This window comes from uncultured Proteiniphilum sp., from assembly GCF_937873925.1.
In the GTDB taxonomy this organism is placed as follows: domain Bacteria; phylum Bacteroidota; class Bacteroidia; order Bacteroidales; family Dysgonomonadaceae; genus Proteiniphilum.
In genome coordinates this window covers 1-22,210 of sequence record NZ_CALNAT010000030.1, presented here as the reverse complement: position 1 = coordinate 22,210, position 22,210 = coordinate 1, and the positions used below count along the sequence as shown (strand labels likewise).

Below are 22,210 nucleotides of genomic sequence, written 5' to 3'. Positions count from 1 at the left end.
ATGCGCTTCGTGCAATAAACATCATAACTGATTTCACTTTTAGTTTTTAGTTTTCTAAAAGTCTTGGTTCTGAAATATTCCATACACAAAAAAAATAAATAATCGTATGAAGACATATAATTTAAAATGGATCTTACCATGCGTATTATTCGCATGCTTCTTTTCCTGTAGTGATTATCTGGATGTAAAACCCGAATCGGTTTTTACGGAAGAAACGGTGGAAAACCCGGATGAAAACGGATCAAGGTACAACACAAAGCAAGATATGGATTTGCTTATGGGTGGCATATATTCCGGTTTTAAAGGAACCCTGAGCAATATCTATAATCTCGACATGTTGATGCTTATCGATGCCCGTTCAGATAACGCCTATTCCGGATCGATAGAAGGCTGGGCCCTGGAATTGGACAATTTTAACGTCAATCCGAACAATGCTGTTACAGCACGCGGATGGGGACAATATTTCGGTATGATCGGCCATGCCAATCTGATCATCGATAATGTGGATGCGATTCCGGATCCTGCGATGACTGCCGATCTGAAAACTTTGTATAAAGCGGAAGCAATGATCCTGCGCGGTATGATGTATTTCGACCTGGTTCGTCTTTACGGCGATGTTCCGTTGGTTGTGCAGGAAACACCTGATATTACAGCCGAAAATATTGAAGAAGTATATCCGCTTCTTTATCCGGAACGCGTAGACAAGGAACTGGTTTATGAACAGATCATCGAAGACCTTGAATTCGGGGCCCAGAACGGACCGATACCGACTGCTCAGGATAAATTCAAACTGACACGTGGTTTTGCGAACGGATTACTGGCAAAGGTGTATGCAACCATGGATAATAAAGACTGGGATAGGGTCATTACTTATTGTGACAATGCGCTGGATTACGGATATGACCTGATCGATAACTATGAAAATCTGTGGATCCCGGGTAACAGAAATACGGCGGAGTCTATTTTTGAGATCACGCATACCTCCGATTCTCCTAACTGGGGATGGAGCATGTTTACGGGTACGGATTGGCGGAAGTTCTGTACCCCTTCACACGATCTGGAAAATGCTTTTGATTCCCAGGGTGATATGATCAGGAAGAATGCCGCAATCGTCGTAGACGCCTGCACATGGGACAACTTCTGGCCGGCAAGTCAATATCGTTTTGCCTATAAAATCAGGAATAATACCAGCAGTATTATTTTAATGAGAGCAGCTGATATCTTGTTACTTAAAGCAGAAGCTTTGATTGAAACGAATCAATTGGAACAAGCCGTTGCTATTATTAACCAGGTTCGGGACAGGGTTGAGCTTGCTCCCCTCTCTGCCCAGAGTGCAGGTAGCCAGGCATCACTAAGGCAAGCTGTCGAATTGGAGAGAAGGCTTGAACTTGCCATGGAAGGACATCGCTGGTTTGACCTGATTCGTACGGGACAAGCCATTGAAACAATGAGGAATTGTCCGGATTCAAAAGGAGAGTTCAGCTATGCGCATATTGAAGAATGGATGCTACTCTATCCTGTTCCACAAACAGAAAGAGATCAGAATCCGAATCTAACACAGAACGAAGGGTATTAATGGTATGAAGAATTACGTAATATTATTTTTTAGTCTATCGGTCCTGTTGATTTTGACTCAATGTCACACACCTCCCTCTTCAAAGGGGGAGATGTGGCTGACAACAGGCGATGAAACAGTCAGGTTACAGCAAGTGAAGAAAATGTATGATGAAGAACAGGTTGCCGGAATGAATAATCCCGATCCTGTAATTATCCGGATCAACGATTCTGTCCGGTATCAGAAAATGATCGGGTTTGGAGGAGCAGTTTGTGATAACTCTGCGTATGTTTTTGACAATTACCTGAAAGCGGAAGACAAGATGCCGTTGTTTAATCAATTATTCGGTGAAGAAGGAATCCGGTTGAATTATATGAGGATGATCATGGGTTCCACAGATAATTCCTTTGAATGGTATACTTACAATGATATGCCGGAAGGAATGACCGACGAAAAGATGGAACATTTCACGATGGAAAAGGATGAATGGGATGTGATTCCCTATTACCAACTGGCGAAGCAGGTCAATCCTGACTTGATGATCCTGGGTAGCCCTTGCAGTCCTCCGGCATGGATGAAAGATTCCAGGCATCTCTTTAGAGGAAGTGTTGAACCGCGTTATTATCCGGCGCTGGCCGAATATTTCGTAAAGTATGTCCAAACAATGGAAACCGAATATGACTTGCCGGTGGAAGCCATCACTATACAGAATGAACCGCTTTACGAACAGTTTGTACCCGATCCGCGTTATCCGAATATGTTAATGACAGCCGAAGAACAGGGGGAATTTATCAAAACGGCATTGGGCCCTGCCTTTGAACGGGAAGGGATAGACACCAAGATCATTACTTTTGACCATAACTGGGATTTGTATGAGTATGCTTTATCGTTGCTCAACGACCCGGATGTGAAAAAGTATATCGCCGGTTCGGGTTTTCATTGTTACGGAGGATTACCGTCACTCATGGAAAATATCTGGCGGGCACATCCGGATAAAGAGATCTATCATACGGAATGTTCAGGAGGAGGATGGGGGCCACCCGATTTCCCGAGTATCATGGAATGGCTTGTGGGGCATATATTCATAGGAAATATAGAGAATTTCACCAGTGCGGTCCTTTTGTGGTATATGTCCACGGATGAGAATGCAGGGCCTATTACCAGCGGATGTCCGTCTTGCCGGCCATTTGTCACCATACATTCGGAAACCGGTGAGATTTCTTTTAATCCGGAATATTATCTGACCGGCCATTTTTCAAAATTTATAGACCGGGGAGCCTGGCGGATTTATTCATCGAATGTGGAAAGTACGGATAATATAAGAAACGTGGCTTTCCTCAATCCGGACGGATCAAAAGTAATGGTAATACTTAATAATTCGGATACGGAACGGGTAATTGAAATACAGGATCAAACGGAAATCATCCGTTCTGTGCTGCCCGCCCGTTCTACGGCCACATATATATGGAATAACAATTAAATTGGACTGATGAACGGATATTGGGTATTCAGGCTAATTAGTGGACGCATATCGACAGATGGGAATCACGGATTGACTACCAATTGTTTCCGTGTGTGCCGGCTTTGTCTGAGAAAGCATGGTCGGAAGAAACGGTGGTTGATGCCGATTTCAGGAAACGGGGGAAACAGCACAAGCTATGGTTCCATTATTTCGGAATCGAATATAATGGGAATGATATGTAAAAACATCTATTCTTTTGACTGAACAATTTAATTTACTTAGGATAACTTGTGCTTGCAAATCTTTTTTGCATCAATTCTTTTATCTTGAGTGTAAGCGACCGGTGAAGCACGTCTTTTCGATTCGTCACAAATTGATATAACTAGCCCCGAGTAGGATCAAGTAGTACCCTATTCGGGGCTACTAGGTGCAAGTTGGATCAATTAGCTGCAAGTAGATGCCGAGTTGGCCCAAGTTCGAGGAAGTAGTCCTGTCATATCCCGGCCATCACGCAGATAGTACGGTATCTTCTTAAGCACGTCCTCGAGCCACTCCCGGGGTTCAACACCGGCAGCCTTGCATGTGCCAATCAGGGAATACACGATGGCAGCCCTGTATGCGGAAGCATCATTGCCACAGAATAAATAATTTTTTCGGCCTAGCGCTAAGGGGCGAATGTTGTTTTCAATGAGGTTATTGTCTATATTTATCCTGCCGTCATTTACATATCGGGATAATCTGGGCAGCAAGGTGTACGTGTAGGCTATGGCCTTTCCGATCCTACTTTGGGGAAGTACTTCCCGATAATGCTCCATCATCCATTTTTCAAAAGTCAGGATGACCGGATAAGATTCTTTCTGTCTTTTCTCACATCGCTGTTCAGGCGTGAGACCGGCCCTGTCGGCTTCCTCCTCCACCTTGTAGAGCTTGCGGATGTGACAGATGGCTTCCGTGGCCAACGATTTGTTTTCCTCCAGGGCATCACAATACCTCCGTCTTGCATGCGCCCAACATCCATGGAGTGTGATTCCTTCCATCTTCTCGAACTGCTCGTAGGCTTCATAGCCGTCACTCTGCATGCATCCGCGGAAACCGCCGAGCAATTCCCGGGCTACATGGGACCCACGGCTTCCACGGTCATAATGGAACATGACATCTCCCGTGATAGCGTCACGCACGCACCACTCATAACCTTTGCGGGCACGGTGCTTTTCGTTGTCTATGACCGGTATCACACTTTCGTCTATTTGTATATATTCACTCGAGAGAATCTGTTTTCGAAGCAGGTCATATAATAATTTGAGTTTCTCGACCGCCGCCTCATACCAACCGCCCATCGTGGAGTCGCTGACCGTTATCCCCGCTTCCTTGTATTGTTGTATCTGCCGGTAGAAAGGGAGATGGTACATGAACTTGCCTGTTATGATATCGGCCAATACCGAGGCTCCCGCGATACATTTGCTTATCGGCGCAGGGGGAAGCGCGGGGATGAGAATCATCCTTTCCTCCGGATGCTTGTCTTTAATGTCTGATTTGCGGATTACTTTATGGCGTACCGTACTCACGATATAGACTTTAGCCGGTATCCTTTCCAGTCTGGAGGTCTCTTCGGTGCCTATCTCCACGTATTCAGCCTTGAGACTTCCATTTTCTTCAGTCGTTCCTTCCGGATAGATATTCTCCACCTCCACAGGCAGTTTTGTGATGTCAAGTGGTTTACGTGAGGGCTTTGCTTTTACGGTAATCATTCTGGTAATTTCCTCATCGGATTCCTCCACCGACTTTCTTAACCCGGCCTTTTCCTCTTCACTCATCAATTGGTTCTGGTCAAACAGGCTCAATTGGGCGGGATCAAGGGGGAGTTGCTTTTCACTCATCTTCCCGAAGACTTTCTTTCGAAGCCAGGCCAGCTGGTTTTCAAGCTCCCTGACAGCGGTATCCAATTTGGCGATAACGGCATCCCGGGAAGTGATCTTTTCATCCTTCACGGCAACCATTTCACGAAGGTGCGTTATCTCCCTCATTGCTGCTTCCAATTGCTCTTGCACTGTCATCCCCTTATTGGTTTTGAATGCTTAAAGATAGCAAAAAGCCATGATACAGACAAGCTCCCACCCGTTTTTCAGTGTTTATTTCCGTAACTTTTTCAAGCTCTCGAGACGTTGTCTGCGACTGTCCGGTCTTTCAATGATACCTTCAACGATAAGGACCAGGTCACGCCATTCGATGCTGCCGCTTATGGCCTCTTTCTCCATATTGGATGGTTGACCGAAAGTCCCGGCTTCAAGCAGTTTGGAGTAGAGGACCATTCCTCCGGGTTCCCAATGTAACAGTTTGATCCTGTTGCGGGACTTGTTCATAAAAATATAGACATCCCCGTTGCAAGGGTCGGCTCCCATCGTACCGGTCACAATTCCACCCAGGGTATGAAAACTTTTGCGCATGTCGGTGGGACGATTGTACAACAGGTACCGCAGGCTGTCGTTCAGGCTAAACATGCCCGCTTGATGACTGGATGATTGCCGCAAGGAAAGATTCATTCATCTCTCCCCGGATATGGATCAGCGTTCCGGTGGGAGTACGTAACTCCACACTCATCTCCCTGGAGGGATGCCCCTGTTTCTTCTCTTTGGGCTGGCGACCATTTCCGGCGGCAAAGCTGGGCATGGGAACCAGGGGGCCTCCGGATGTCAGCTGAATGAATTCCCCGGCACCCTCTCCCGATTGAGCTTTCGCATAACGGGATTTGCTACTATAAAAGCGCCATTCAGAAATACCCAACTCCGCAAGACGGGTTTTATAAGTGACTCCGTTCTCTTTGCAGTAGTGAATCACCGACGCTACTTCTTCTTGTGTCATAACATTCTTCTTTTTCTGTTTTGACGACAAAGGTACAGATCGCTGAAGTGTTAGAAAATACGGGGTTTACCGGAGGCTTACTCTTGAGTTACTTCGTGTATTTTAAAACTACACCTCCTGTCAAAAGCTGTTGTGTTGAAACGAGAGTTAAATCTTTGGAAGAAATTCCCTGTCTGAAAAGAGGCCTTCCGCTACCTAAAATTACAGGTGCAATTCCAATACGGTATTCGTCAAACAGATCATCGTTTATAAAAGTCTCTGAAAGATTTGCACTACCGAATACGTACATGTCTCTACCCCCTTGCTCTTTAAGTTTGATAATTTCGGCAGAAGCGTTTTCCTTAATTAGAGTAGAGTTATTCCATTCGGCCGATTTCAATGTTCTGGAAAAAACAAGTTTGGGTATTTTGTTCATCAGGTCGGCAATTTCTCCTTCCGCTTTAGTCCAATGAGACGCCATACCTTCATAAGTCACACGCCCAAAAACAAGGTAGTCTGCTGAATATAATTGTTCAATACTTAATCTCTCAAGTTCTTGTCCCCAAACAACATTATGAAAGGGTAACTCCCACTTTTGATTACCTTCAAAATACCCATCGAGGGTAATAATGTTCCACATTATAAATTTTCTCATATTCTTACTCCTATTTTTACGGGTTACTATTTTTTATATTTCATAACTTCTTATATCTTCTTCATTAGCTTCCTCTACCCCCCATATTTCATTAGTTTCAGGTAATACATATGTTCGTTCTGGCTATCCTGCCGGATGATGGAATCCCAGCCTTCGTAATAGGCGGCATCCTCGTTCATCGGTGTAAATTCTTTCAGATAAATCGTATGACAAGTCGTAAACTATCTTTTGAGCGCTTCTAAATATTTGTCGATGTACAACTGTTTCTCTCTCGACCTGTATTGCTGGATATAACGCGGATGCTCCAATACTGTCATCCGGTCGAACAGCTTCTCTTCTTTGCTCAACTTGCGGATAAAATCGGCGTTCTTTTTTCCGAGGATATATACTTCAGACGTATCGAGTCCTATGTCGATATGTTTTTTGAGCGATGCGATCATAAACCCTTTTACTGTTTTGAACAAACCTTTATCATCATAGTAGTTGGCGTTGAGCCAGTTGCCGTCTTTCGTTTCGCGAATGATTGCCAGCGGAAAGGGCGAATTGATGTAGAAGTGGCTGTAAAATTCATCCGGACCACCGTAAGCCGCGATCATATCGTACATGAACAGGGAAGAGATTTCATGCGTATGAGCTGAATGCATGGTGATCCCGCAGATACTTTCCAGTCGTTTGGTATCGGTGAAGGGTACGCCCGTCACTCCCGCTCCGTGGCGGCTCGGATTAATACCGACGATGAATTTTCTCCGGTTCGTATCGTTATAATACTTGCGGTAGAATGCCTCCATGACCGGTATTGTTTCTGGGTTTTCCAGAAAAGGATTCAGTACCTGAAACCCTTCGGGCAACTCGCCGGTATAATGTAATTCGCGATTGAAAGTAATAACTTTATCTGCCAGATTTTTTATTTCCATATTATGTTATCAAAATAATGAAGGCGCTGTTACATTATTTTTCGTATACTTCGCAGGTCTGCCGGAGATCGTTTTTACGTTCGGATTTTTTTTCAGAAAACCGGATAGTTTTCTACTATCCCAATCCAATTTCAGGGCAAGCAGGATTTCCTTCGATGTATATGTTCCTTTGCTTAATAAATCGAGTATATCTTTTTCTATGTCGCGTTTATCATTTTCATAGTCGGCCGTTGGCTCGTTCACTTCATTCATTACTGCCGTTTCAAATAGTTCTCCGGCAGTTTTCATTTTTGTGTCAATGACTTCCCCCTTCATATTTACCGGCAATGCCCCCAGCTCGACAAGTTTGACGTTGGCATTTTTCTCTCCTGATTCCGGATAACGTACATAAATCCTACGTTCTCTTTTGAGGCCATCCATTACTCCTTCCCAGGTTCCGCCTTTGCTGTCCGATTCCGCCACATATATTTCTTTTGCCAAGCCATATATGTAAGCATTTCTCGTCATGGCTAAACCGACATCCCAGCCGGCCTTTGGAAAGAAAGCACTTAAAACGAGCACATCGCCGTTTACTATCGGTTCATAATATTTTTTAAAGCCGGATTGAAACGTCAGAATGCCTTGCGGTAAAACAATAATACTCTTACCTTTCACCTTAATAGCACTGTCTAATGCCTGCTTGTCAACACCCTTTGCAAATCCGCTGACAACCACTTTCCTTTCTTTTACACTTTTCTTTGCCACAAGGTTGGTAAATTCAAGTGCTTTTGCTCCAGCTTTTCTTGACCCTACGATGGCCACTGCATCCTCTTGCAGCAATCCTTTTCTTCCTTTGATGTATAGGACAGGCGGTGAACTCTTAATTTTAAGGTTTTCTTTCAGTACTACCGGGTAATCAGGTGAATTGATGGCAATGATTTGAAACCCCTCGTTTTGCAACTGTTCTGCAATGAAAGCAAGGCGTGGCATATCACTCTTTACAAGTTCCAGATCGGACAGTTCCTTTTCTGTAAAGGCAAACAGTTCTTTCCACCCTTTTTTATCCAGCTCAAAGAAATCCGCCCATGACATTTTCTTTTCGTGGATGATTTGAATGATAAACCGGTTGGTCCTCTCGGTTGTCCACTTTGGTAAATGCGCTACTGCTATCCAGTATGTATTGTCAATAAATCCATTCATTTCGCTTGCTTTTAAATGTCGCCTCCTACTGTTTTTGCAATTACCAGCGGAGCAATGGTTGTAGCGCCAATACTTGTTAAATACCGACCTATTTCTTTAATGGTATAACCACTGTCAAAGATGTCATCAATAAGTAAAACACTCTTACCTGTTATTTCGTCCGGGGTTTGATAGGTAAATTTACCGTATACATTTTCTTTCTTAGAGATACCACTTTGGAAAACCTTTTGAGGTAGAGTGACAACTGTTTTTACCAATTTGTGAGAAATTGGAATTTTCAAAACAGATGCAATTTTTTCTGCAAAGTTTTTAACTAAATCGCCCGATTCTGTGGGAGGTACATACAGGACTAAATCAAACTTTGTATTGCCGTAATATTTTCTGAATGCTTTCAAAGTTAATTTAAGTAGCCAATCGGGAAAATCACCCCCTTCCTCATATTTGGAATGATGTAATGCTCTTCCTATATTGGAAACGCCATAATATGAGGCTGCTACACCGTTTATGATATTATTTCGTTGGGTTTCCACTTCCAGTACAGGAAAGAAAGTTTCCCTGAATTCCTGAAGTTTTTGTGTTAGTGCTTCTGTAGCAACCACCCGCATTTTTTTATTGGTATCATTGTCACACACACCGCAGGCTCCCTGCATTTCGTCTCCTAAATAGTTACATACATACTGCATCCGGCAGGATATGATGCCTGTGTATTCCAACATCCTTTTCAATTCCTGGTTTTGTGCATCTCTTAACGTTTCAAAAGTAGAAGGGTTCAATACCGGTGCGTCGGGATTATAGAAGTATTTTTTGCTTCTTCCTTGTTGTTCATTGATGATACCCTGGTCAATAAGGTCGGCAAGGATAACGCTTACCTGTGTTTGTCTGAGGTTAGTTGCCTTGATGATTTCATTTCTGCCCAAAAGCTCTTTTTTCGTTACAGCTATTACTTGCTCGTATTTGTCTGCCGAAGGTTTGCTGCCGTCGATAAATGCTTGGGGTAATTCGAAATCTTGATGAGGATTGTATAAAAGAATGGCAAAAGCTTCCTGTCCGTCGCGGCCGGCCCGTCCAATCTCCTGATAATAATGAATGGGCGATTGAGGAATCTGAGTGTGGATAATAAAACGAATATCCGGCTTGTCAATCCCCATACCCAGTGCATTAGTGGATACCACGCAATCAAACTTATTATTGATAAAATCTGTTTCCACCCGCATTCTTGTTTCAGCATCTAACCGTCCGCTATATGCCGCAGAATAAAAACCTAAGAACTGTAGCCAGTTGGAAAATATATCCGTATTGGCTTGTGTACCGGTGTAAACAATACCTGTTTTTTTCAGTTTCGGCAAATACTCTGCTAACCAGAAAAATTTCTCATCTTCGCTTTGCACGGGAACCACAAACAAGCGAATATTGGAACGCATCAATTGCCCCCTGATGGGGATTAAGTCTGTCCCTACTTGTTCAATAATATCGGCCTGAACCCTTGGAGTAGCGGTTGCCGTGGTGGCTAATACCGGAAAGCTTTTGGGAAGAAGTTTTACAAGGTTTACTATCCTTCTGTAATTGGGCCGGAAACTTTGTCCCCACATAGAAATACAATGCGCCTCGTCAATCACCACCATCGCTATTTTCATTTCCCGTGCGGAGTTTATCCATGTGGCATTTTCCATGCGTTCAGGGGCGATGTAAAGGATGTCTAACTGATTATTTTGAGCGTCGGTGATGATGGCTGTATTTTCCTCATCTTTCTGATTGGAGTTGATTGCGGCCGCCCGTATGCCTTTTTTCTGCATACTCCTCACCTGGTCACGCATCAAGGCAATCAATGGAGTAAAAACAATGGTAACGCCTTCCAATTGTGTAGCCGGAAACTGATAACACAAAGACTTGCCGAAGCCGGTTTTTTCAATAAACAACACACGCTTTCCTGCCAGCAGGTTTTCAATCACCTGCCATTGCAGGTCGTGAAACTGCCGGAAGCCAAACAGGCGTTGGAGTTGTATTTCGGCTTGTTGTCTGGTCATTGTTGGTCTAATTCTTCGTTTATCAGTTTAGGGAGCTGCCTCCGCGTAAAAATAGGTTTAACCTTTTTGGAGAAATCTTTTCTTTCAGCCGCATAAAAAGTTACTTTTGCTTATGTCGCGTCCTATTCATCGTCTTCTGACAATAATTTACTTTCCAATTCGCTGCTAAATTGTTCTTTCAATAATCTTCCATCTCTTAAATATTGGAAGAATTCTGTAAAACTGTTTGGGCTAAGAAAGTGGAAAATGTACTTCTGTTTAATTTTTTCTTTTGTCAGTTCTTTATTCAAAGCCTGAAAGTGTTGACGCGCATATTTAAACTTTGCTTTGTTGTCGTCTGAAGCATCATTATCTGATTTTACTTCAACAACAACATAATATATAACACCATTTTCTTCAATTCTAATAAAAAAATCAGGATTAAAAGAAAGCTGTTTTGAATGTTTACCTCCTGTTGTTGTTATTGAATATTCGATTGAATAAAACCCAACGTCCCGTGATTTGATCCAAGCATCAATCTTCTCGGTATTTTCTTTTTTGCAAAGAGCCTCAATAAATCTCCTTTCCGGCTCAGCCTTTGTAAAAACAATATCAAGAGGAGTTTTAAATAAATAGGGATTGCTTCTTTTTATTGCACTTCTGGGTAGACTTTCATCTTCAATTACTGCTTCCAGAATTTCCTTTACATCAACATTTACTTCAAATTTATAATCATCAGTGTAGAATACTGTGGCCTGATGCCTGAGATTACCTGCTGCAATAGTTTCTTTTGCCATATTTGAGGTAAATATGGATATCGGCTTAGTTACTTTTCGTTCATGAATAATGGTTTTACCTTTCTTCCTTAACAATGTATTGAAGGCACTGAATATTCGTTGTGCATTTTTATCTACTAATCTGTCTCCTTTAATTCCTCTGCGAATCATTGAGTTAAAAATGATTTTCCTCAATTCTGATTTTGGTGGAAGCTCATTCTTTGTGTATTGGCCTTCAGGTAATTTTAGTATTTTACCTTCCCATTCCCTTGTTTTGAACTCGTCATAGATTTTATTGACGATTTCTTCGACCGTATAAGTGTTATACTCTATTAAAGTCTTTTTTGAGGAAATTATCCCTTTTAAATCAGTGTAGTCCGTATCTTTTTCGGCCTCTTCAGCTTGTGATATTAATTCAATGTAACCTTTGGTATAATCAAAAACATTATGTTGTCTATTGGATTCTTTCTCAATCTGTTGTTTATCATAATTAATATTGAATAGTTCAAAATTGAATTTGCTTCTTTCACCTTCAAGTAAAATCTGACTGGTTAGTTTCATTTCAATTTCAAGAATCTCTTCTACTAAACCTCTGATATTTCTACTCCAAGAGTCGTGATTAAAGACTCTAACTTTTGGTTGTGGTGTTTGGTATTCCGGTGGAATTCTTAATCCTCTTCCCAAAACCTGTGCAATGAGTAGTTTTGAGTTAAACGCCCGATCTTCCCAAGGAACAATCTGAAATACATTTTTTACATCCCATCCTTCGGTCAGCATCGAAACAGATGTGATCCATTCTACAGGATTATCTTTTTGGTCAACATAATCAAGTTGCACAAGGTTAACTTTGTGAGCTTGATGAGAGGTTACAATCAAAACCTTTTTTTCTGCTTCTTCTCGTGGAATGTGTTTTTTCTCTACAAGGAAATCAATAAGGTTTGAAGTTAGGCGATTACAATTTTTTATATCCTTTGTGATCAGAATAGTCAGAGGTTTTATTTGCCGGTAAGTTTCTTTGTTGCGTTCGTGGTTATCAAAAATTTTCTGAAATTTTTCATCATCGCTTATGCTGTCATCTTTACTTACATAGTCCACCATTTTTACCATTCGGTCATCTACAGCTTGTCGCAAAGAATAGCGATAAATTACATCATTAAAATAATCATCATCAATGTAGGCCGTTCCGGTAAATCCAAGTATATATCTGAATTGATAATCTACATTTAGAAGAAATTCTTTCCATCTTTTGATATTTTGACTTTCTTTATCACGGCCTCCGGTTGTATTAAAAACATGATGCGTTTCATCATTAAGAACCAGAGTTTTTTCACCGTCATTTTTTAAACTGTCCTGAATTGAAGAACCGGTTCGTTCATAAACGGCATGAATATTTTCAATACAAATATCTCCGGATTTTATTGTTTGATTGGCATTAATGATTCGTGGATTTTTGATTACAGAGTTCTCAGGAAGAGTTTCTTTAAGCCTACTATCTCCACTAAGTTGAGTGAATTTCTCCATCAACCCTTTTTCAATGGTAAGTGATGGGCAAAGCACCAACACTTTATCAACCAACCCCAGATTCAGCATTATTTGAGCAATACCATACATAACATAACTTTTTCCGGTTCCTGTAGCCAGATCAATACTGGCGTAGAGTTTTTCTTTAAGTTCTAAATGTCTGATATATTCATCTGTATCCTTGTAACGTTGTCTTATTTCAACATTGTGCACGTTATCATAGTTTTCATGAACTAAATCCTCTATACTATTGTATCTTCCTGATGCCAAATAAATAATAGAAAGTTGAATGGCTTCTTTCTGATAAAACCTGTCACTACATAATACGTCTAAAAAACGATCCCAAAGTGTCAAATCCAGCTTGGTAGGATTAACAGATTTGTTGACAGATAATACCATATCTGCAGTTTTGTATGTTTTGATCTCTTGCATTATTTTAGACTTAGCACTTCTTTAAACTCGTTTCCGTAAATATCAATATAAATCGCCATAAGATTATTACCACAACCCTTTTTGTTTAGTTCGATATTAATGATTTTCTGTTTCTTTAATTCTTCCTTTAAGTTATTTTCATCCTCCTCTTTTTTCTTCTTTGTTTTAGGCAACAAATCCTCGGCAAAGTAGTATTCATCCATTTCAAAGGCTTCACCATTATAGTTTTTATCGATCAATACCATCGCTAAAGATTCAAAGTTATCCATATCCTTCCCTGTTTCTTCTTCAGTAAAATCGGAGTAAAATTCTTTGATTTGAATGGATAACTTGTTTTTATTGTTTTTTATTTCTGAAATAACTATAGGTTGGCGCATAAAATGAAAACCAACTGCATCTTCCAAATCATTTACATTGCTTTTGCTTTGTGGCTGCCTGAATTTTTTAAACTCAACTTTATGAAGTTCTTTGATAATTTGGTAGGGCACTTTTAAGAAATAATACCTGACATTTTCAATGATATGATAATCGCTAATGAAGTCAACAGAATTTGCAGGGGCTATAATGTACAAACGACCACCAACATTTTTTCCGATGTGTGAATGCAGATCCTCAAGATAATCTTCATCTACGGTTGCATCTTTGAACTCCCAGTATGGATAGATGATAACGTAAAAACCGTCTTTCTTTTGCCCATCTATGGGGATACCGTTGATTTTTTTGTTTTTTACAATATCTATCTCAAATAGTTCCATCACAAATTTTTTGTACTCTTCTTGTTTTAATCCGAATACCTTTTCAAGATTATATTGACCTGTATTGAGGGTGACAAAGGTTTTAGCTGGTTTACTATAGTTTTTATTTGAGCTATTTAAGTCTTTGCTATTCTGTATGTTAATTAATCGTTTTTGGGTGGTGTAGAATGAAAGTTTCCCAATATCACATGCGATCCATTTTCGATTTAATTTTTCTGCAACAGCAACTGTAGTTCCCGAACCACTAAAGAAATCTAAAATAATATCTCCTTCATTTGTTGAGGCTTTAACTATTCTTTCAATTAAGTCTTCTGGTTTTTGTGTAGGATAATTTACATTTTTACGTTCCAAGGCAACGGGGTTTATCATTGATATATCCCAGACATCAGGCATTGGAACACCCTTTGATTTTTCATCTAGTAATATTGATCTTCTTACACCTGTTTCTTCATCTATAACACTTTGCCAAGCTCTTCCTTGACCACTTGATTTTTCTGATTTTGGAATATATAAATTATTGAATATATGATCACCTCTTTTTTTTGCATACATCAATAAAGTATCATGATTCCTTGCAAATAAATTTGTTGTAATGTTCCATCTTCTGTAGTACCAAATTATTTCATTTAAGAAATTCTCCTTACCAAAGATTTCATCCATTATTATTTTTACGTAATGTGTCATCTTCCAATCCAGATGAACATAAATACTTCCTTCTGGTGCTAGTATTTCTCTCGAAATTGTTAATCTTCTTCTAAGAAACTCGACAAACTCAGCTCCTTTAACTTTATCAGTATATGCTATTTTATCTCCGCTTTTAAAATCGCTCTCGGTAGCAAAAGGTGGATCAATATAAATTAACTTGACCTTACCCTTGATTTTATCTTTTATTAAAGGATCTTTGTTCTCATAAATTGTTTTCAGGAATTGGAGGTTGTCTCCAAATACGATCATATTTCGCCAGCCATCTTCCCAAGTTTTCCTATCATCATTAAAGATTTTTTCAATTTGTAAAGGGATTGGAAATACACCGTCTTCATTGGCAAGAATGTCTTCTTTACGCATTTTACCACCGTATACCAACTCATATTCCTTTTGCTTCGTTGGAAATAGCTTATATTCCAAGTCTTCGGGCAATTGCTGTCCGTTTTGTAACTGTTCAATAATGAATTCAATTTCTTTTTCTGTCAAAGGCAATTTTGCCATAATCAATTTTCTTTTTTGTTTAATAATCCCTCACTTTGAAAACTAAAAAAATCATCTTTTGAGATAATGATATGGTCAATAACTTCAATACCTAACAATTTAGCAACTTCGCAAAGCCTTTTCGTTATTGTTATATCAACATTACTTGGCTGTGGATTATCCATCGGATGATTGTGTACAAAGATAATCCCTGAAGCACGATCTGTAATCGCATCTGCAAAAATTTCCCTTGGATGAATAATGCTCTCGGTCACGGTTCCAATAAAAACCGTTCTTCGTTCAATTAGGTTTGAAGCACCGTTCAGTGTAAAAGTAATAAAATATTCTTGTTTTTTATTTCGTATATCTTCAACCAATTTTAATACATCTTCTGCTCGTTGTATTCTAATTCCTTCCTTAATAAGATATCGTTTGGCAAACTCAAACGATGCCAAAATTTGGGATGCTTTGGCGAGTCCAATGCCTTTGATAGATTCAAGTCTTTCTATATTGACATTTTCAGGATCCTTTTCAACTTCTTTCAAGATCGTATTTGCCAATGAACGTACATCGATACCGGATATTCCTCTTCCTAAAATAATCATAAGTAGCTCTTGATTGCTCAAAGCATGAACCCCTTTCCTTTTCAATTTTTCTCGGGGTCTGTCAGACTTTGGTATTTCTTTTAGTTTCTTTGCCAAATTGAAAGTTTTTATTTGTAAAAATAGTCCATTTATTTTTGTATTGACTTCATTTTGCATAGAATTTATTGGCAAAATCAATAATTCGTTCAGCAAATTTTTTTTAATAATAGAGATTCTTTATTGTCTCTTGCTAGTTTTTAGTATTTTGTCAATGGCTAATGGATTTTTATTTAATCCGCCGGGATTTTCATAAAACTTTTCTGCTTCTGTTTTAAATTTCTCCCAATTCACTAGACACTTCGTTTTCAATGTTGGTTTTCTCACAGATGTAGTTGTTTTTTAGTATATGTTCTGTAGACCATTCATTTTCTGATCCATGTCCAAGTAAGCTAAAATTGCCTTATTGTTTTTTTGTGCTTAGCAATTTCTGATCTTCTTTTCTCCTCATCTTGAATCACATTTTTATCTGCATCTGCCAGATTTTCTGTCATTTTTTATTAGACGAGTTTAACAAAATTGTTTTCAAGTTTTACGTTGAAGTTTATCTCTGCTTTTAATGCTTTAAAAACTTTAACTATCGTGTCAATCGTCGCACTATTGGCACTGTTTTCAAGTTTTGAGATTTGAGCTTTCCGAACACCTACAAGTTTTCCGAGTTCTTCTTGTGTCAAGTTTTGTTCTTGCCTGGCGGCTTTGATCATTTTGCCCAAAACATCCATACGAAGTTCGTATTCGTAGTCATCACGTTCTTTTGTGCCAACTTTGCCGATATATTTATCCTTCATCTCGGCAAGCGTATATATTTTTAATTCTTTTGTTGCCATGTGATTATTTTTTTAGTTTGTTCTTAAAGTACTCATCTTTCAATTTTATTGCCCGGTCTATCTCGTTTGCCGGCATTTTATCAACTTTCTTTACAAATCCATGCGTTGCTATCACCAGAGTTTCCTTATTGTCACTTTTGTCCCAAAACGCAAGAAGCCTTATGTGAAGTCCCGCGTATCTTGTTCGAAACTCCCAAATACCGCTTTGCAGCTTCTTGAAAAGTTTTGGATTGTTGGTTTGTTCCGCAAGATCATATTGTAGAATATCTTTCTAACCGTTTTAGAGTCAAGTTTTGCAATAAACTTGTTCGCTTCTTCCAGAAATATAGTTTCAAAATATTTCATTATAATAGACCTTGTTTAACAGCACAAAGATAATCAATGTTTCTATATTTAGAGACTTGTATTTGATGTTTTTTATCCGTGCGCATCCGATCTTTTCCGAAAAAAGGTACGCACTGCGTACACATTATTTAAGTTTTTCGTAGCCCCAGCCTTTTCCGTACTTTTATGTGAGTAGGGAGCGTTATCACCGTAAAATATGGTAATGTCGTCAAACTCTATTTGTCGAAGTTTTAACGCAAACAGTCCGAGAGGATAATGTTCGTCCTGCGTATCTTGCCGGACGATGGAATCCCATCCCTCGTAATAATTGGATAACATTTTCCAAAATTTAGTCTGATTTTTTCATTGTGGGAATGCTATTGCATTACTTGTGCAAATCAGTGGCTGTGATTATTACATTCCCATTTTATAGCAAGTAAAATATGCTATATATCATTCCCAGGTTAAATCCTGCGTGACAAAAAACAGCTCCCAATAATGAGCCTGAAAACTTTTTCATTTTAAAAAAAATGATGCTCACAATAAACATACCTCCTACCCATATAAGTGCCGGAATAAGATAAAAATTCCATTTGCTGTTGAGGTACACTAATCCAAAATGTGAAATGTGAGTTATGGAAAAAGCCAAACTGTCTATGATAGATGCTTTTTTTTCGCTGATAGATTTTGTAAAGCTGCTGTGGACAATCCCTCTAAAGAATAATTCTTCCCCGATCGGACTAAATATCATCCCTGTTGTTGCCGTTATCATAAACATAATACGTTTGTCTTTTAGCGATATAACTTCGGGGATATTGTACGAATTTCCAATATACTCATACCAATTTTTCAAAGAGTTTCCATATAATTCTTTTCCGATGAAGTAGAGCAAAAGGCTAAAGACAATTCCTATGGTAAATGCGAGGATTAATGCTCCCCATTCTTTTGAAGCTTTGATCCCTATCTGGTTTCTTCCGTATTTATTTAAAAATAGGAAGGGCACCAATGCGGATATAAACATTATTGCACCTATGGGAGCATAATTTCCTGTTTGGTTTGCTTTTAATACCAGGAGAAATCGGGGAATACAAACGATTACAAGCAGGAACAATCCAAATTTCCAATCGAATTTGAAGTGTTTACTCCATAAAGGTCTAAGCTCATTTTTCATTCAATTTTGATAAAGTTCAAATTTCGCCGAATGATCTTGTAAAGTTATACCACTTGTTGTGCACCGTAGTTATTTAAGTTCCTTTCTCACTACATAATAGTCATCATACTCTTTTTTTATCTTAAAATCGTATTTCCCATATAATTCTAATGGCCCTCTATAATGCCCTTCGCATGATAAGTCTCCTTTCCCTGGATACGCTTCAATATAATCATAGTCCTGCATTGAATAGTCCTTGCAGATTCTTTCAAGGATTTTTTTTGCTATCCCCTCTCTTCGATAATCTGGGTGTATTAAGAAACATACTATTGAACATACCTTATCATGAGGATTATCAATTAAGTCATAGTACTTTAATAATCTCTGATAATTCAATCGGTTATTTGCATTACACCATCCAACAGGTTTATCTTCGTAATAGGTCAAATAACCTGTCATTTTGTTTTCGTTAACAAATTTGATGACTGAAGAACGTTTTCCTCACGGTTCCATTGTTCTTTAGTCCCAATAAAATGGTATGAAAAACAATAACAACTTGACCAATCCGGATTCTCCTTGAAAATCATGTTATCAAAGAAAAACAAATAGTCTTTTAATAAATCGGCAGTTAAGGGTCTTACAATATCCATTTCAAATCTGTTTTTTATCTCATGAGCCCTTTCATCCTATGGTGCACAACGGTCCGCGTGTAAGTGAAGGCGAGAGGAACGCAGTCGCTCGTGTGAGAACCGAACGATGCAAATTTAGTAAAAAAGTTTGGACGGGTATACCCGCACTTTTTCCTACACAATATTGGCGGTAGTGTACAGTTTATTTTTGCGTAAATTTGAAATCTTTAAAATACCCCTCTGTTCCAATATCTACCCAAAGTCCGATACTGCCCGATGGAGTACTGCCGAGCATTTCGCTTACAATAAAAGATGGATATTCACCCAACCGAGTGACATCAAAGGCTAATTTTTCCAAATCTCTTTCGACTTTCAACACTTAAAATATTTAAGCAAGGGCTCTATGGAAGTTTCTGATAAATTTATCTTCATTTATACTATATAATTGTCTGCCTACGAGTTTGACAACGTTTTCTGCACCACATTACCGCCAACGTCTAATTTACGTAATCAAGTATATAAAACAATTCGTAAATTCTACAATAAGACTTAATTAGGCAGATTTAAAAATCCTGATTTCATTTTTTATTAGACGGGAAACGGAATCCTACATCGAAATTCAGCAGAACTCCGCCCAATGATACATAGGGCTTTTTATTTAACTCTATGCTCCCATAAGAATGCAGAGGAAAATAAGGGCCTATTTTCAGGTAAAACATCCGGTAATCAATTCCTATTTTTGGGTTTACAGACCATATTTTTATCGTTTCCTTTTCAGGGGATTCCACAATTAGATGGTTTATTTTTGTTTCCAGTGTAAAGCCTTTATGTTTCAACCCTGCATAAAGTCCGGATTGTACCCAGAAAGCGATCAGTCCATTTAAGCTCATATCAAAACCGATGTAAGCAATATTTAGATTTGGCAAGTGATATTCAACGCCAAATTTTGCTGGAGGAAAGAGTATAAACAGGTATTCAGGCCCATATGCGTAGCCAATCCGAAAAACAAAGTTATCAGATGAAATCCCGATTGGCGAACTCTGGCGATGCTTGTCTTGGAATACGACGCTTCCTATGTCTTGTCCGTAGGCCGGACAACAGAAGCCAGTCAGGAGCGAGATGAGCAGGATGGTTGATTTAAGCCGTTTATTCATGAATCCCGGCGTTATGGATTTATAAATATGGAAATAAAGCTATCCCGCCTGCCTCCGGCCGGATAGCTTTTCATAATTACTCCTCTAAAAAGTTCGGATACATATAGTCGGTTGCAGGAACAAATGTTTCCTTGATACATTGCGGCGATACCCAGCGCAGAAGGTTGAATACCGAGCCGGCTTTGTCGTTGGTACCCGAACCGCGTCCGCCGCCGAACGGTTGCTGGTCGACCACGGCACCTGTGGGCTTGTCATTGATATAGAAATTCCCGGCTGTGTGTGTCAACCGGGCGGTCATCTTTTCGATACTGGCCCTGTCGGCAGAGAAGATGGCGCCTGTAAGGGCGTAATCCGTAGTAGTATCGAGGATATCCAGCGTCTTGTCGAGGTCTGCCGGATCGTACAGATATACGGTGAGTATCGGGCCGAAGAGTTCCTCTTTCATCGTGATATAATCGGGCTTTTTAGCCAGAATAACAGTGGGATGGATGAAATAACCTTCCGATTTGTCGTAAGTGCCGCCACAAACGATTTCTGCATCGGGCGACGCTTTGGCATCGTCAATTGCTTTCGCCAGCTTATCGAACGAGTCTTCGTCGATCACCGCATTCACGAAATTGCTGAAATCTTCCACCACACCGGTTTTTATTTTGGAGAGATCTTCGCTCACAAACTTCTTCACCTCCTCCCAGATAGTTGTGGGTATATAGGCGCGGGAAGCGGCTGAGCATTTCTGTCCCTGGTACTCGAACGCACCACGGATGAGTGCCGTAGCCACCTGTTTTGCGTCGGCGGTGGCATCGGCAAAGACATAGTCTTTTCCTCCCGTTTCGCCCACAATGCGGGGATAGGATCTGTATTTCGACATATTTCCGGCAATGGTACCCCACATGCCGTTGAATACTCCTGTGGAGCCGGTAAAGTGCAAACCGGCAAAATCGCGGTGGTTGAAGATCACCTCGGCGGTATCTCTTCCATCGGCATAGACGAGATTGATCACCCCATCGGGTAGTCCGGCTTCCTGTAACACCTTCATAATAAGGTGGGCGGAGTAAATTGCTGTTTTTGAGGGTTTCCATACAACGGTGTTGCCCATCAACGCGGGAGCGCCGGGCAGGTTTCCGGCAATGGAGGTGAAATTGAACGGAGTAAGCGCGAAGATAAACCCTTCGAGCGGGCGCCATACCATACGGTTCCAGATACCGGGAGAGGAGTTGGGCTGCATCCGGTAAATTTTATCCATATTTTTCACGTTGTAGCGATAGAAATCTATTAATTCGCACACCGCATCTATTTCAGACTGATAGGCATTCTTGGATTGGCCTATCATGGTGACGGCATTGAACTCGTAACGGTAAGGGCCGGCAATCAGTTCGGCAGCTTTCAGGAAGATAGCTGCGCGGCTTTCCCAGTACATCTCTTCCCAGGCAGGTTTAGCCTTTAGTGCAGCGTCGATAGCCATCTGTACATGTGTTTTATCACCCTGGTGGTAATGTCCCAGAAGATGCCGGTGATTGTGCGGAGGACGGATATCTTTCAGGTTGCCGGTACGCACCTCTTTTCCGCCTATGATCATCGGAAGATCTATCCCTCCCTGGTTGAGTTCGGCCAGTTTCTGTTTCAACGCCGCTCTTTCGGGCGTCCCCGGAGCGTAGCTCCTGACGGGTTCATTCTTTACTTCGGGTAATTGAAAGACTCCTTTAGACATAAGTTAATCTGTTTAATGAGGTTTTTATTATTTGAATGAGACAAATTTACCAAAAAAGTTTGATAAGATTGTCTCGTCGGAAAGTTTTCGTCAAAAAAGTCCTCATTGACGATGATGAGATTTTTTTTGTTGACGAAAGAATAGAATTTTTTTTGCTATTTTTGTAGGCCTTTATAATACTTTTATATAACACTGTTACAGAAAACGCATGCAATCAAAGGAAACACTCCCTGTCAATTTTAAAAACACGGAAATCGCTTTTCGCGACCTATCTAGCGCGAGTTTGAGACAAGCTTATCAACTTTTTAAGGTGATGAATAGCCGTACGCTGGTAAATACAGGCAAGCATCTGGTCAATTTTGCTTTTGCCGTTCATTTTCCTGTGGAGGGAATTATACGAAATACTATTTACAAGCATTTCGTGGGTGGAGTATCTATTGAGGATTGTAGTAAAACTGTAGCCCGCCTCGCCCGGAGTAACGTTGATTCCATTCTTGATTAT

General features: G+C 40.1%; 21 protein-coding genes and 1 pseudogene. 4 read left to right on the top strand and 18 right to left on the bottom strand.

Annotation, left to right across the window (positions count from 1 at the left end; genetic code table 11):
* The first annotated feature begins 106 nt into the window (after nucleotides 1–106).
* From Q0502_RS02040 to Q0502_RS02030, 3 genes are all read left to right on the top strand, one after another.
* Nucleotides 107–1,576 carry a RagB/SusD family nutrient uptake outer membrane protein gene (locus tag Q0502_RS02040; protein WP_298646516.1) on the top strand — a complete coding sequence of 490 codons (1,470 nt, stop codon included), beginning with the start codon at nucleotides 107–109 and terminating at the stop codon, nucleotides 1,574–1,576.
* A 4-nt stretch (nucleotides 1,577–1,580) separates the two neighbouring features.
* The gene (locus tag Q0502_RS02035; RefSeq protein ID WP_298646513.1) at nucleotides 1,581–3,035 is read left to right on the top strand and encodes a glycoside hydrolase family 30 beta sandwich domain-containing protein; all 1,455 of its coding nucleotides are present in this window, start codon (nucleotides 1,581–1,583) and stop codon (nucleotides 3,033–3,035) included.
* Between the two features lie 95 nt (nucleotides 3,036–3,130).
* Nucleotides 3,131–3,259, top strand: a complete 129-nt coding sequence (locus Q0502_RS02030; protein ID WP_298646510.1) for a hypothetical protein — start codon at nucleotides 3,131–3,133, stop codon at nucleotides 3,257–3,259.
* 201 nt (nucleotides 3,260–3,460) lie between these two features.
* Here the strand turns inward: Q0502_RS02030 and Q0502_RS02025 are convergent, their stop codons facing one another.
* From Q0502_RS02025 to pruA, 18 genes are all read right to left on the bottom strand, one after another.
* Nucleotides 3,461–5,071 (bottom strand): IS66 family transposase, encoded by a 1,611-nt coding sequence (locus tag Q0502_RS02025; RefSeq protein ID WP_298646505.1) that lies wholly within the window; start codon nucleotides 5,069–5,071, stop codon nucleotides 3,461–3,463.
* Between the two features lie 75 nt (nucleotides 5,072–5,146).
* Nucleotides 5,147–5,557, bottom strand: a complete 411-nt coding sequence (gene tnpB, locus Q0502_RS02020; protein ID WP_298646502.1) for an IS66 family insertion sequence element accessory protein TnpB — start codon at nucleotides 5,555–5,557, stop codon at nucleotides 5,147–5,149.
* On the bottom strand, nucleotides 5,508–5,876 hold the full coding sequence (locus Q0502_RS02015) for a hypothetical protein (protein WP_298646499.1): 369 nt from the start codon (nucleotides 5,874–5,876) through the stop codon (nucleotides 5,508–5,510). Before Q0502_RS02015 ends, tnpB begins: the two co-directional genes overlap by 50 nt.
* 88 nt (nucleotides 5,877–5,964) lie before the next feature.
* Entirely contained in the window at nucleotides 5,965–6,510 is a 546-nt protein-coding gene (locus Q0502_RS02010; protein ID WP_298646497.1) for a dihydrofolate reductase family protein, read from the bottom strand.
* Between the two features lie 221 nt (nucleotides 6,511–6,731).
* Nucleotides 6,732–7,424, bottom strand: a complete 693-nt coding sequence (locus tag Q0502_RS02005) for an SMUG2 DNA glycosylase family protein (RefSeq protein WP_298646494.1) — start codon at nucleotides 7,422–7,424, stop codon at nucleotides 6,732–6,734.
* Nucleotides 7,425–7,433: 9 nt separating this feature from the next.
* Nucleotides 7,434–8,603, bottom strand: a complete 1,170-nt coding sequence (locus Q0502_RS02000; RefSeq protein WP_298646490.1) for a DNA-processing protein DprA — start codon at nucleotides 8,601–8,603, stop codon at nucleotides 7,434–7,436.
* An 11-nt stretch (nucleotides 8,604–8,614) separates the two neighbouring features.
* Nucleotides 8,615–10,627, bottom strand: a complete 2,013-nt coding sequence (locus Q0502_RS01995; RefSeq protein WP_298646486.1) for a RecQ family ATP-dependent DNA helicase — start codon at nucleotides 10,625–10,627, stop codon at nucleotides 8,615–8,617.
* A 122-nt stretch (nucleotides 10,628–10,749) separates the two neighbouring features.
* Nucleotides 10,750–13,335, bottom strand: coding sequence for a DEAD/DEAH box helicase family protein (locus Q0502_RS01990; protein ID WP_298646485.1), 2,586 nt, complete (start codon nucleotides 13,333–13,335; stop codon nucleotides 10,750–10,752).
* Nucleotides 13,335–15,296 (bottom strand): site-specific DNA-methyltransferase, encoded by a 1,962-nt coding sequence (locus tag Q0502_RS01985; RefSeq protein ID WP_298646482.1) that lies wholly within the window; start codon nucleotides 15,294–15,296, stop codon nucleotides 13,335–13,337. Before Q0502_RS01985 ends, Q0502_RS01990 begins: the two co-directional genes overlap by 1 nt.
* Before the next feature lie 2 nt (nucleotides 15,297–15,298).
* On the bottom strand, nucleotides 15,299–16,072 hold the full coding sequence (gene radC / locus Q0502_RS01980) for a DNA repair protein RadC (RefSeq protein WP_298646479.1): 774 nt from the start codon (nucleotides 16,070–16,072) through the stop codon (nucleotides 15,299–15,301).
* Between the two features lie 344 nt (nucleotides 16,073–16,416).
* Nucleotides 16,417–16,743, bottom strand: coding sequence for a helix-turn-helix transcriptional regulator (locus Q0502_RS01975; protein WP_298646477.1), 327 nt, complete (start codon nucleotides 16,741–16,743; stop codon nucleotides 16,417–16,419).
* Between the two features lie 4 nt (nucleotides 16,744–16,747).
* A complete protein-coding gene (locus Q0502_RS01970) occupies nucleotides 16,748–16,942 on the bottom strand; it encodes a type II toxin-antitoxin system RelE/ParE family toxin (protein WP_298646551.1) in 195 nt (64 codons plus the stop codon).
* Nucleotides 16,943–17,160: 218 nt separating this feature from the next.
* Nucleotides 17,161–17,406: a hypothetical protein gene (locus Q0502_RS01965; RefSeq protein ID WP_298646475.1), complete on the bottom strand. Its 246-nt coding sequence runs from the start codon at nucleotides 17,404–17,406 to the stop codon at nucleotides 17,161–17,163.
* Nucleotides 17,407–17,494: 88 nt separating this feature from the next.
* On the bottom strand, nucleotides 17,495–18,238 hold the full coding sequence (locus tag Q0502_RS01960) for a CPBP family intramembrane glutamic endopeptidase (protein WP_298646473.1): 744 nt from the start codon (nucleotides 18,236–18,238) through the stop codon (nucleotides 17,495–17,497).
* Between the two features lie 69 nt (nucleotides 18,239–18,307).
* Nucleotides 18,308–18,676 carry a GNAT family N-acetyltransferase gene (locus Q0502_RS01955; RefSeq protein ID WP_366521734.1) on the bottom strand — a complete coding sequence of 123 codons (369 nt, stop codon included), beginning with the start codon at nucleotides 18,674–18,676 and terminating at the stop codon, nucleotides 18,308–18,310.
* Nucleotides 18,677–19,048: 372 nt separating this feature from the next.
* Nucleotides 19,049–19,222 (bottom strand): hypothetical protein, encoded by a 174-nt coding sequence (locus Q0502_RS01950; protein ID WP_298646471.1) that lies wholly within the window; start codon nucleotides 19,220–19,222, stop codon nucleotides 19,049–19,051.
* Between the two features lie 202 nt (nucleotides 19,223–19,424).
* Nucleotides 19,425–20,000 carry a hypothetical protein gene (locus Q0502_RS01945; RefSeq protein ID WP_298646469.1) on the bottom strand — a complete coding sequence of 192 codons (576 nt, stop codon included), beginning with the start codon at nucleotides 19,998–20,000 and terminating at the stop codon, nucleotides 19,425–19,427.
* Nucleotides 20,001–20,076: 76 nt separating this feature from the next.
* Nucleotides 20,077–21,708, bottom strand: coding sequence for an L-glutamate gamma-semialdehyde dehydrogenase (pruA, locus tag Q0502_RS01940; protein WP_298646467.1), 1,632 nt, complete (start codon nucleotides 21,706–21,708; stop codon nucleotides 20,077–20,079).
* Between the two features lie 208 nt (nucleotides 21,709–21,916).
* Here pruA and Q0502_RS01935 point away from each other — a divergent pair.
* Nucleotides 21,917–22,210 (top strand): annotated as a pseudogene (locus Q0502_RS01935) (proline dehydrogenase); the annotation flags it as partial.

Bases quoted from the DNA above. Each gene is read 5' to 3' on its own strand.
- Q0502_RS02040 (WP_298646516.1), top strand. From the start codon at position 107: ATGAAGACATATAATTTAAAATGGATCTTACCATGCGTATTATTCGCA.
- Q0502_RS02035 (WP_298646513.1), top strand. From the start codon at position 1,581: ATGAAGAATTACGTAATATTATTTTTTAGTCTATCGGTCCTGTTGATT.
- Q0502_RS02025 (WP_298646505.1), bottom strand. From the start codon at position 5,071: ATGACAGTGCAAGAGCAATTGGAAGCAGCAATGAGGGAGATAACGCAC.
- tnpB (WP_298646502.1), bottom strand. From the start codon at position 5,557: ATGAATCTTTCCTTGCGGCAATCATCCAGTCATCAAGCGGGCATGTTT.
- Q0502_RS02015 (WP_298646499.1), bottom strand. From the start codon at position 5,876: ATGACACAAGAAGAAGTAGCGTCGGTGATTCACTACTGCAAAGAGAAC.
- Q0502_RS02010 (WP_298646497.1), bottom strand. From the start codon at position 6,510: ATGAGAAAATTTATAATGTGGAACATTATTACCCTCGATGGGTATTTT.
- Q0502_RS02005 (WP_298646494.1), bottom strand. From the start codon at position 7,424: ATGGAAATAAAAAATCTGGCAGATAAAGTTATTACTTTCAATCGCGAA.
- Q0502_RS02000 (WP_298646490.1), bottom strand. From the start codon at position 8,603: ATGAATGGATTTATTGACAATACATACTGGATAGCAGTAGCGCATTTA.
- Q0502_RS01995 (WP_298646486.1), bottom strand. From the start codon at position 10,627: ATGACCAGACAACAAGCCGAAATACAACTCCAACGCCTGTTTGGCTTC.
- Q0502_RS01990 (WP_298646485.1), bottom strand. From the start codon at position 13,335: ATGCAAGAGATCAAAACATACAAAACTGCAGATATGGTATTATCTGTC.
- Q0502_RS01985 (WP_298646482.1), bottom strand. From the start codon at position 15,296: ATGGCAAAATTGCCTTTGACAGAAAAAGAAATTGAATTCATTATTGAA.
- Q0502_RS01975 (WP_298646477.1), bottom strand. From the start codon at position 16,743: ATGGCAACAAAAGAATTAAAAATATATACGCTTGCCGAGATGAAGGAT.
- Q0502_RS01965 (WP_298646475.1), bottom strand. From the start codon at position 17,406: ATGTTATCCAATTATTACGAGGGATGGGATTCCATCGTCCGGCAAGAT.
- Q0502_RS01960 (WP_298646473.1), bottom strand. From the start codon at position 18,238: ATGAAAAATGAGCTTAGACCTTTATGGAGTAAACACTTCAAATTCGAT.
- Q0502_RS01955 (WP_366521734.1), bottom strand. From the start codon at position 18,676: ATGACAGGTTATTTGACCTATTACGAAGATAAACCTGTTGGATGGTGT.
- Q0502_RS01945 (WP_298646469.1), bottom strand. From the start codon at position 20,000: ATGAATAAACGGCTTAAATCAACCATCCTGCTCATCTCGCTCCTGACT.
- pruA (WP_298646467.1), bottom strand. From the start codon at position 21,708: ATGTCTAAAGGAGTCTTTCAATTACCCGAAGTAAAGAATGAACCCGTC.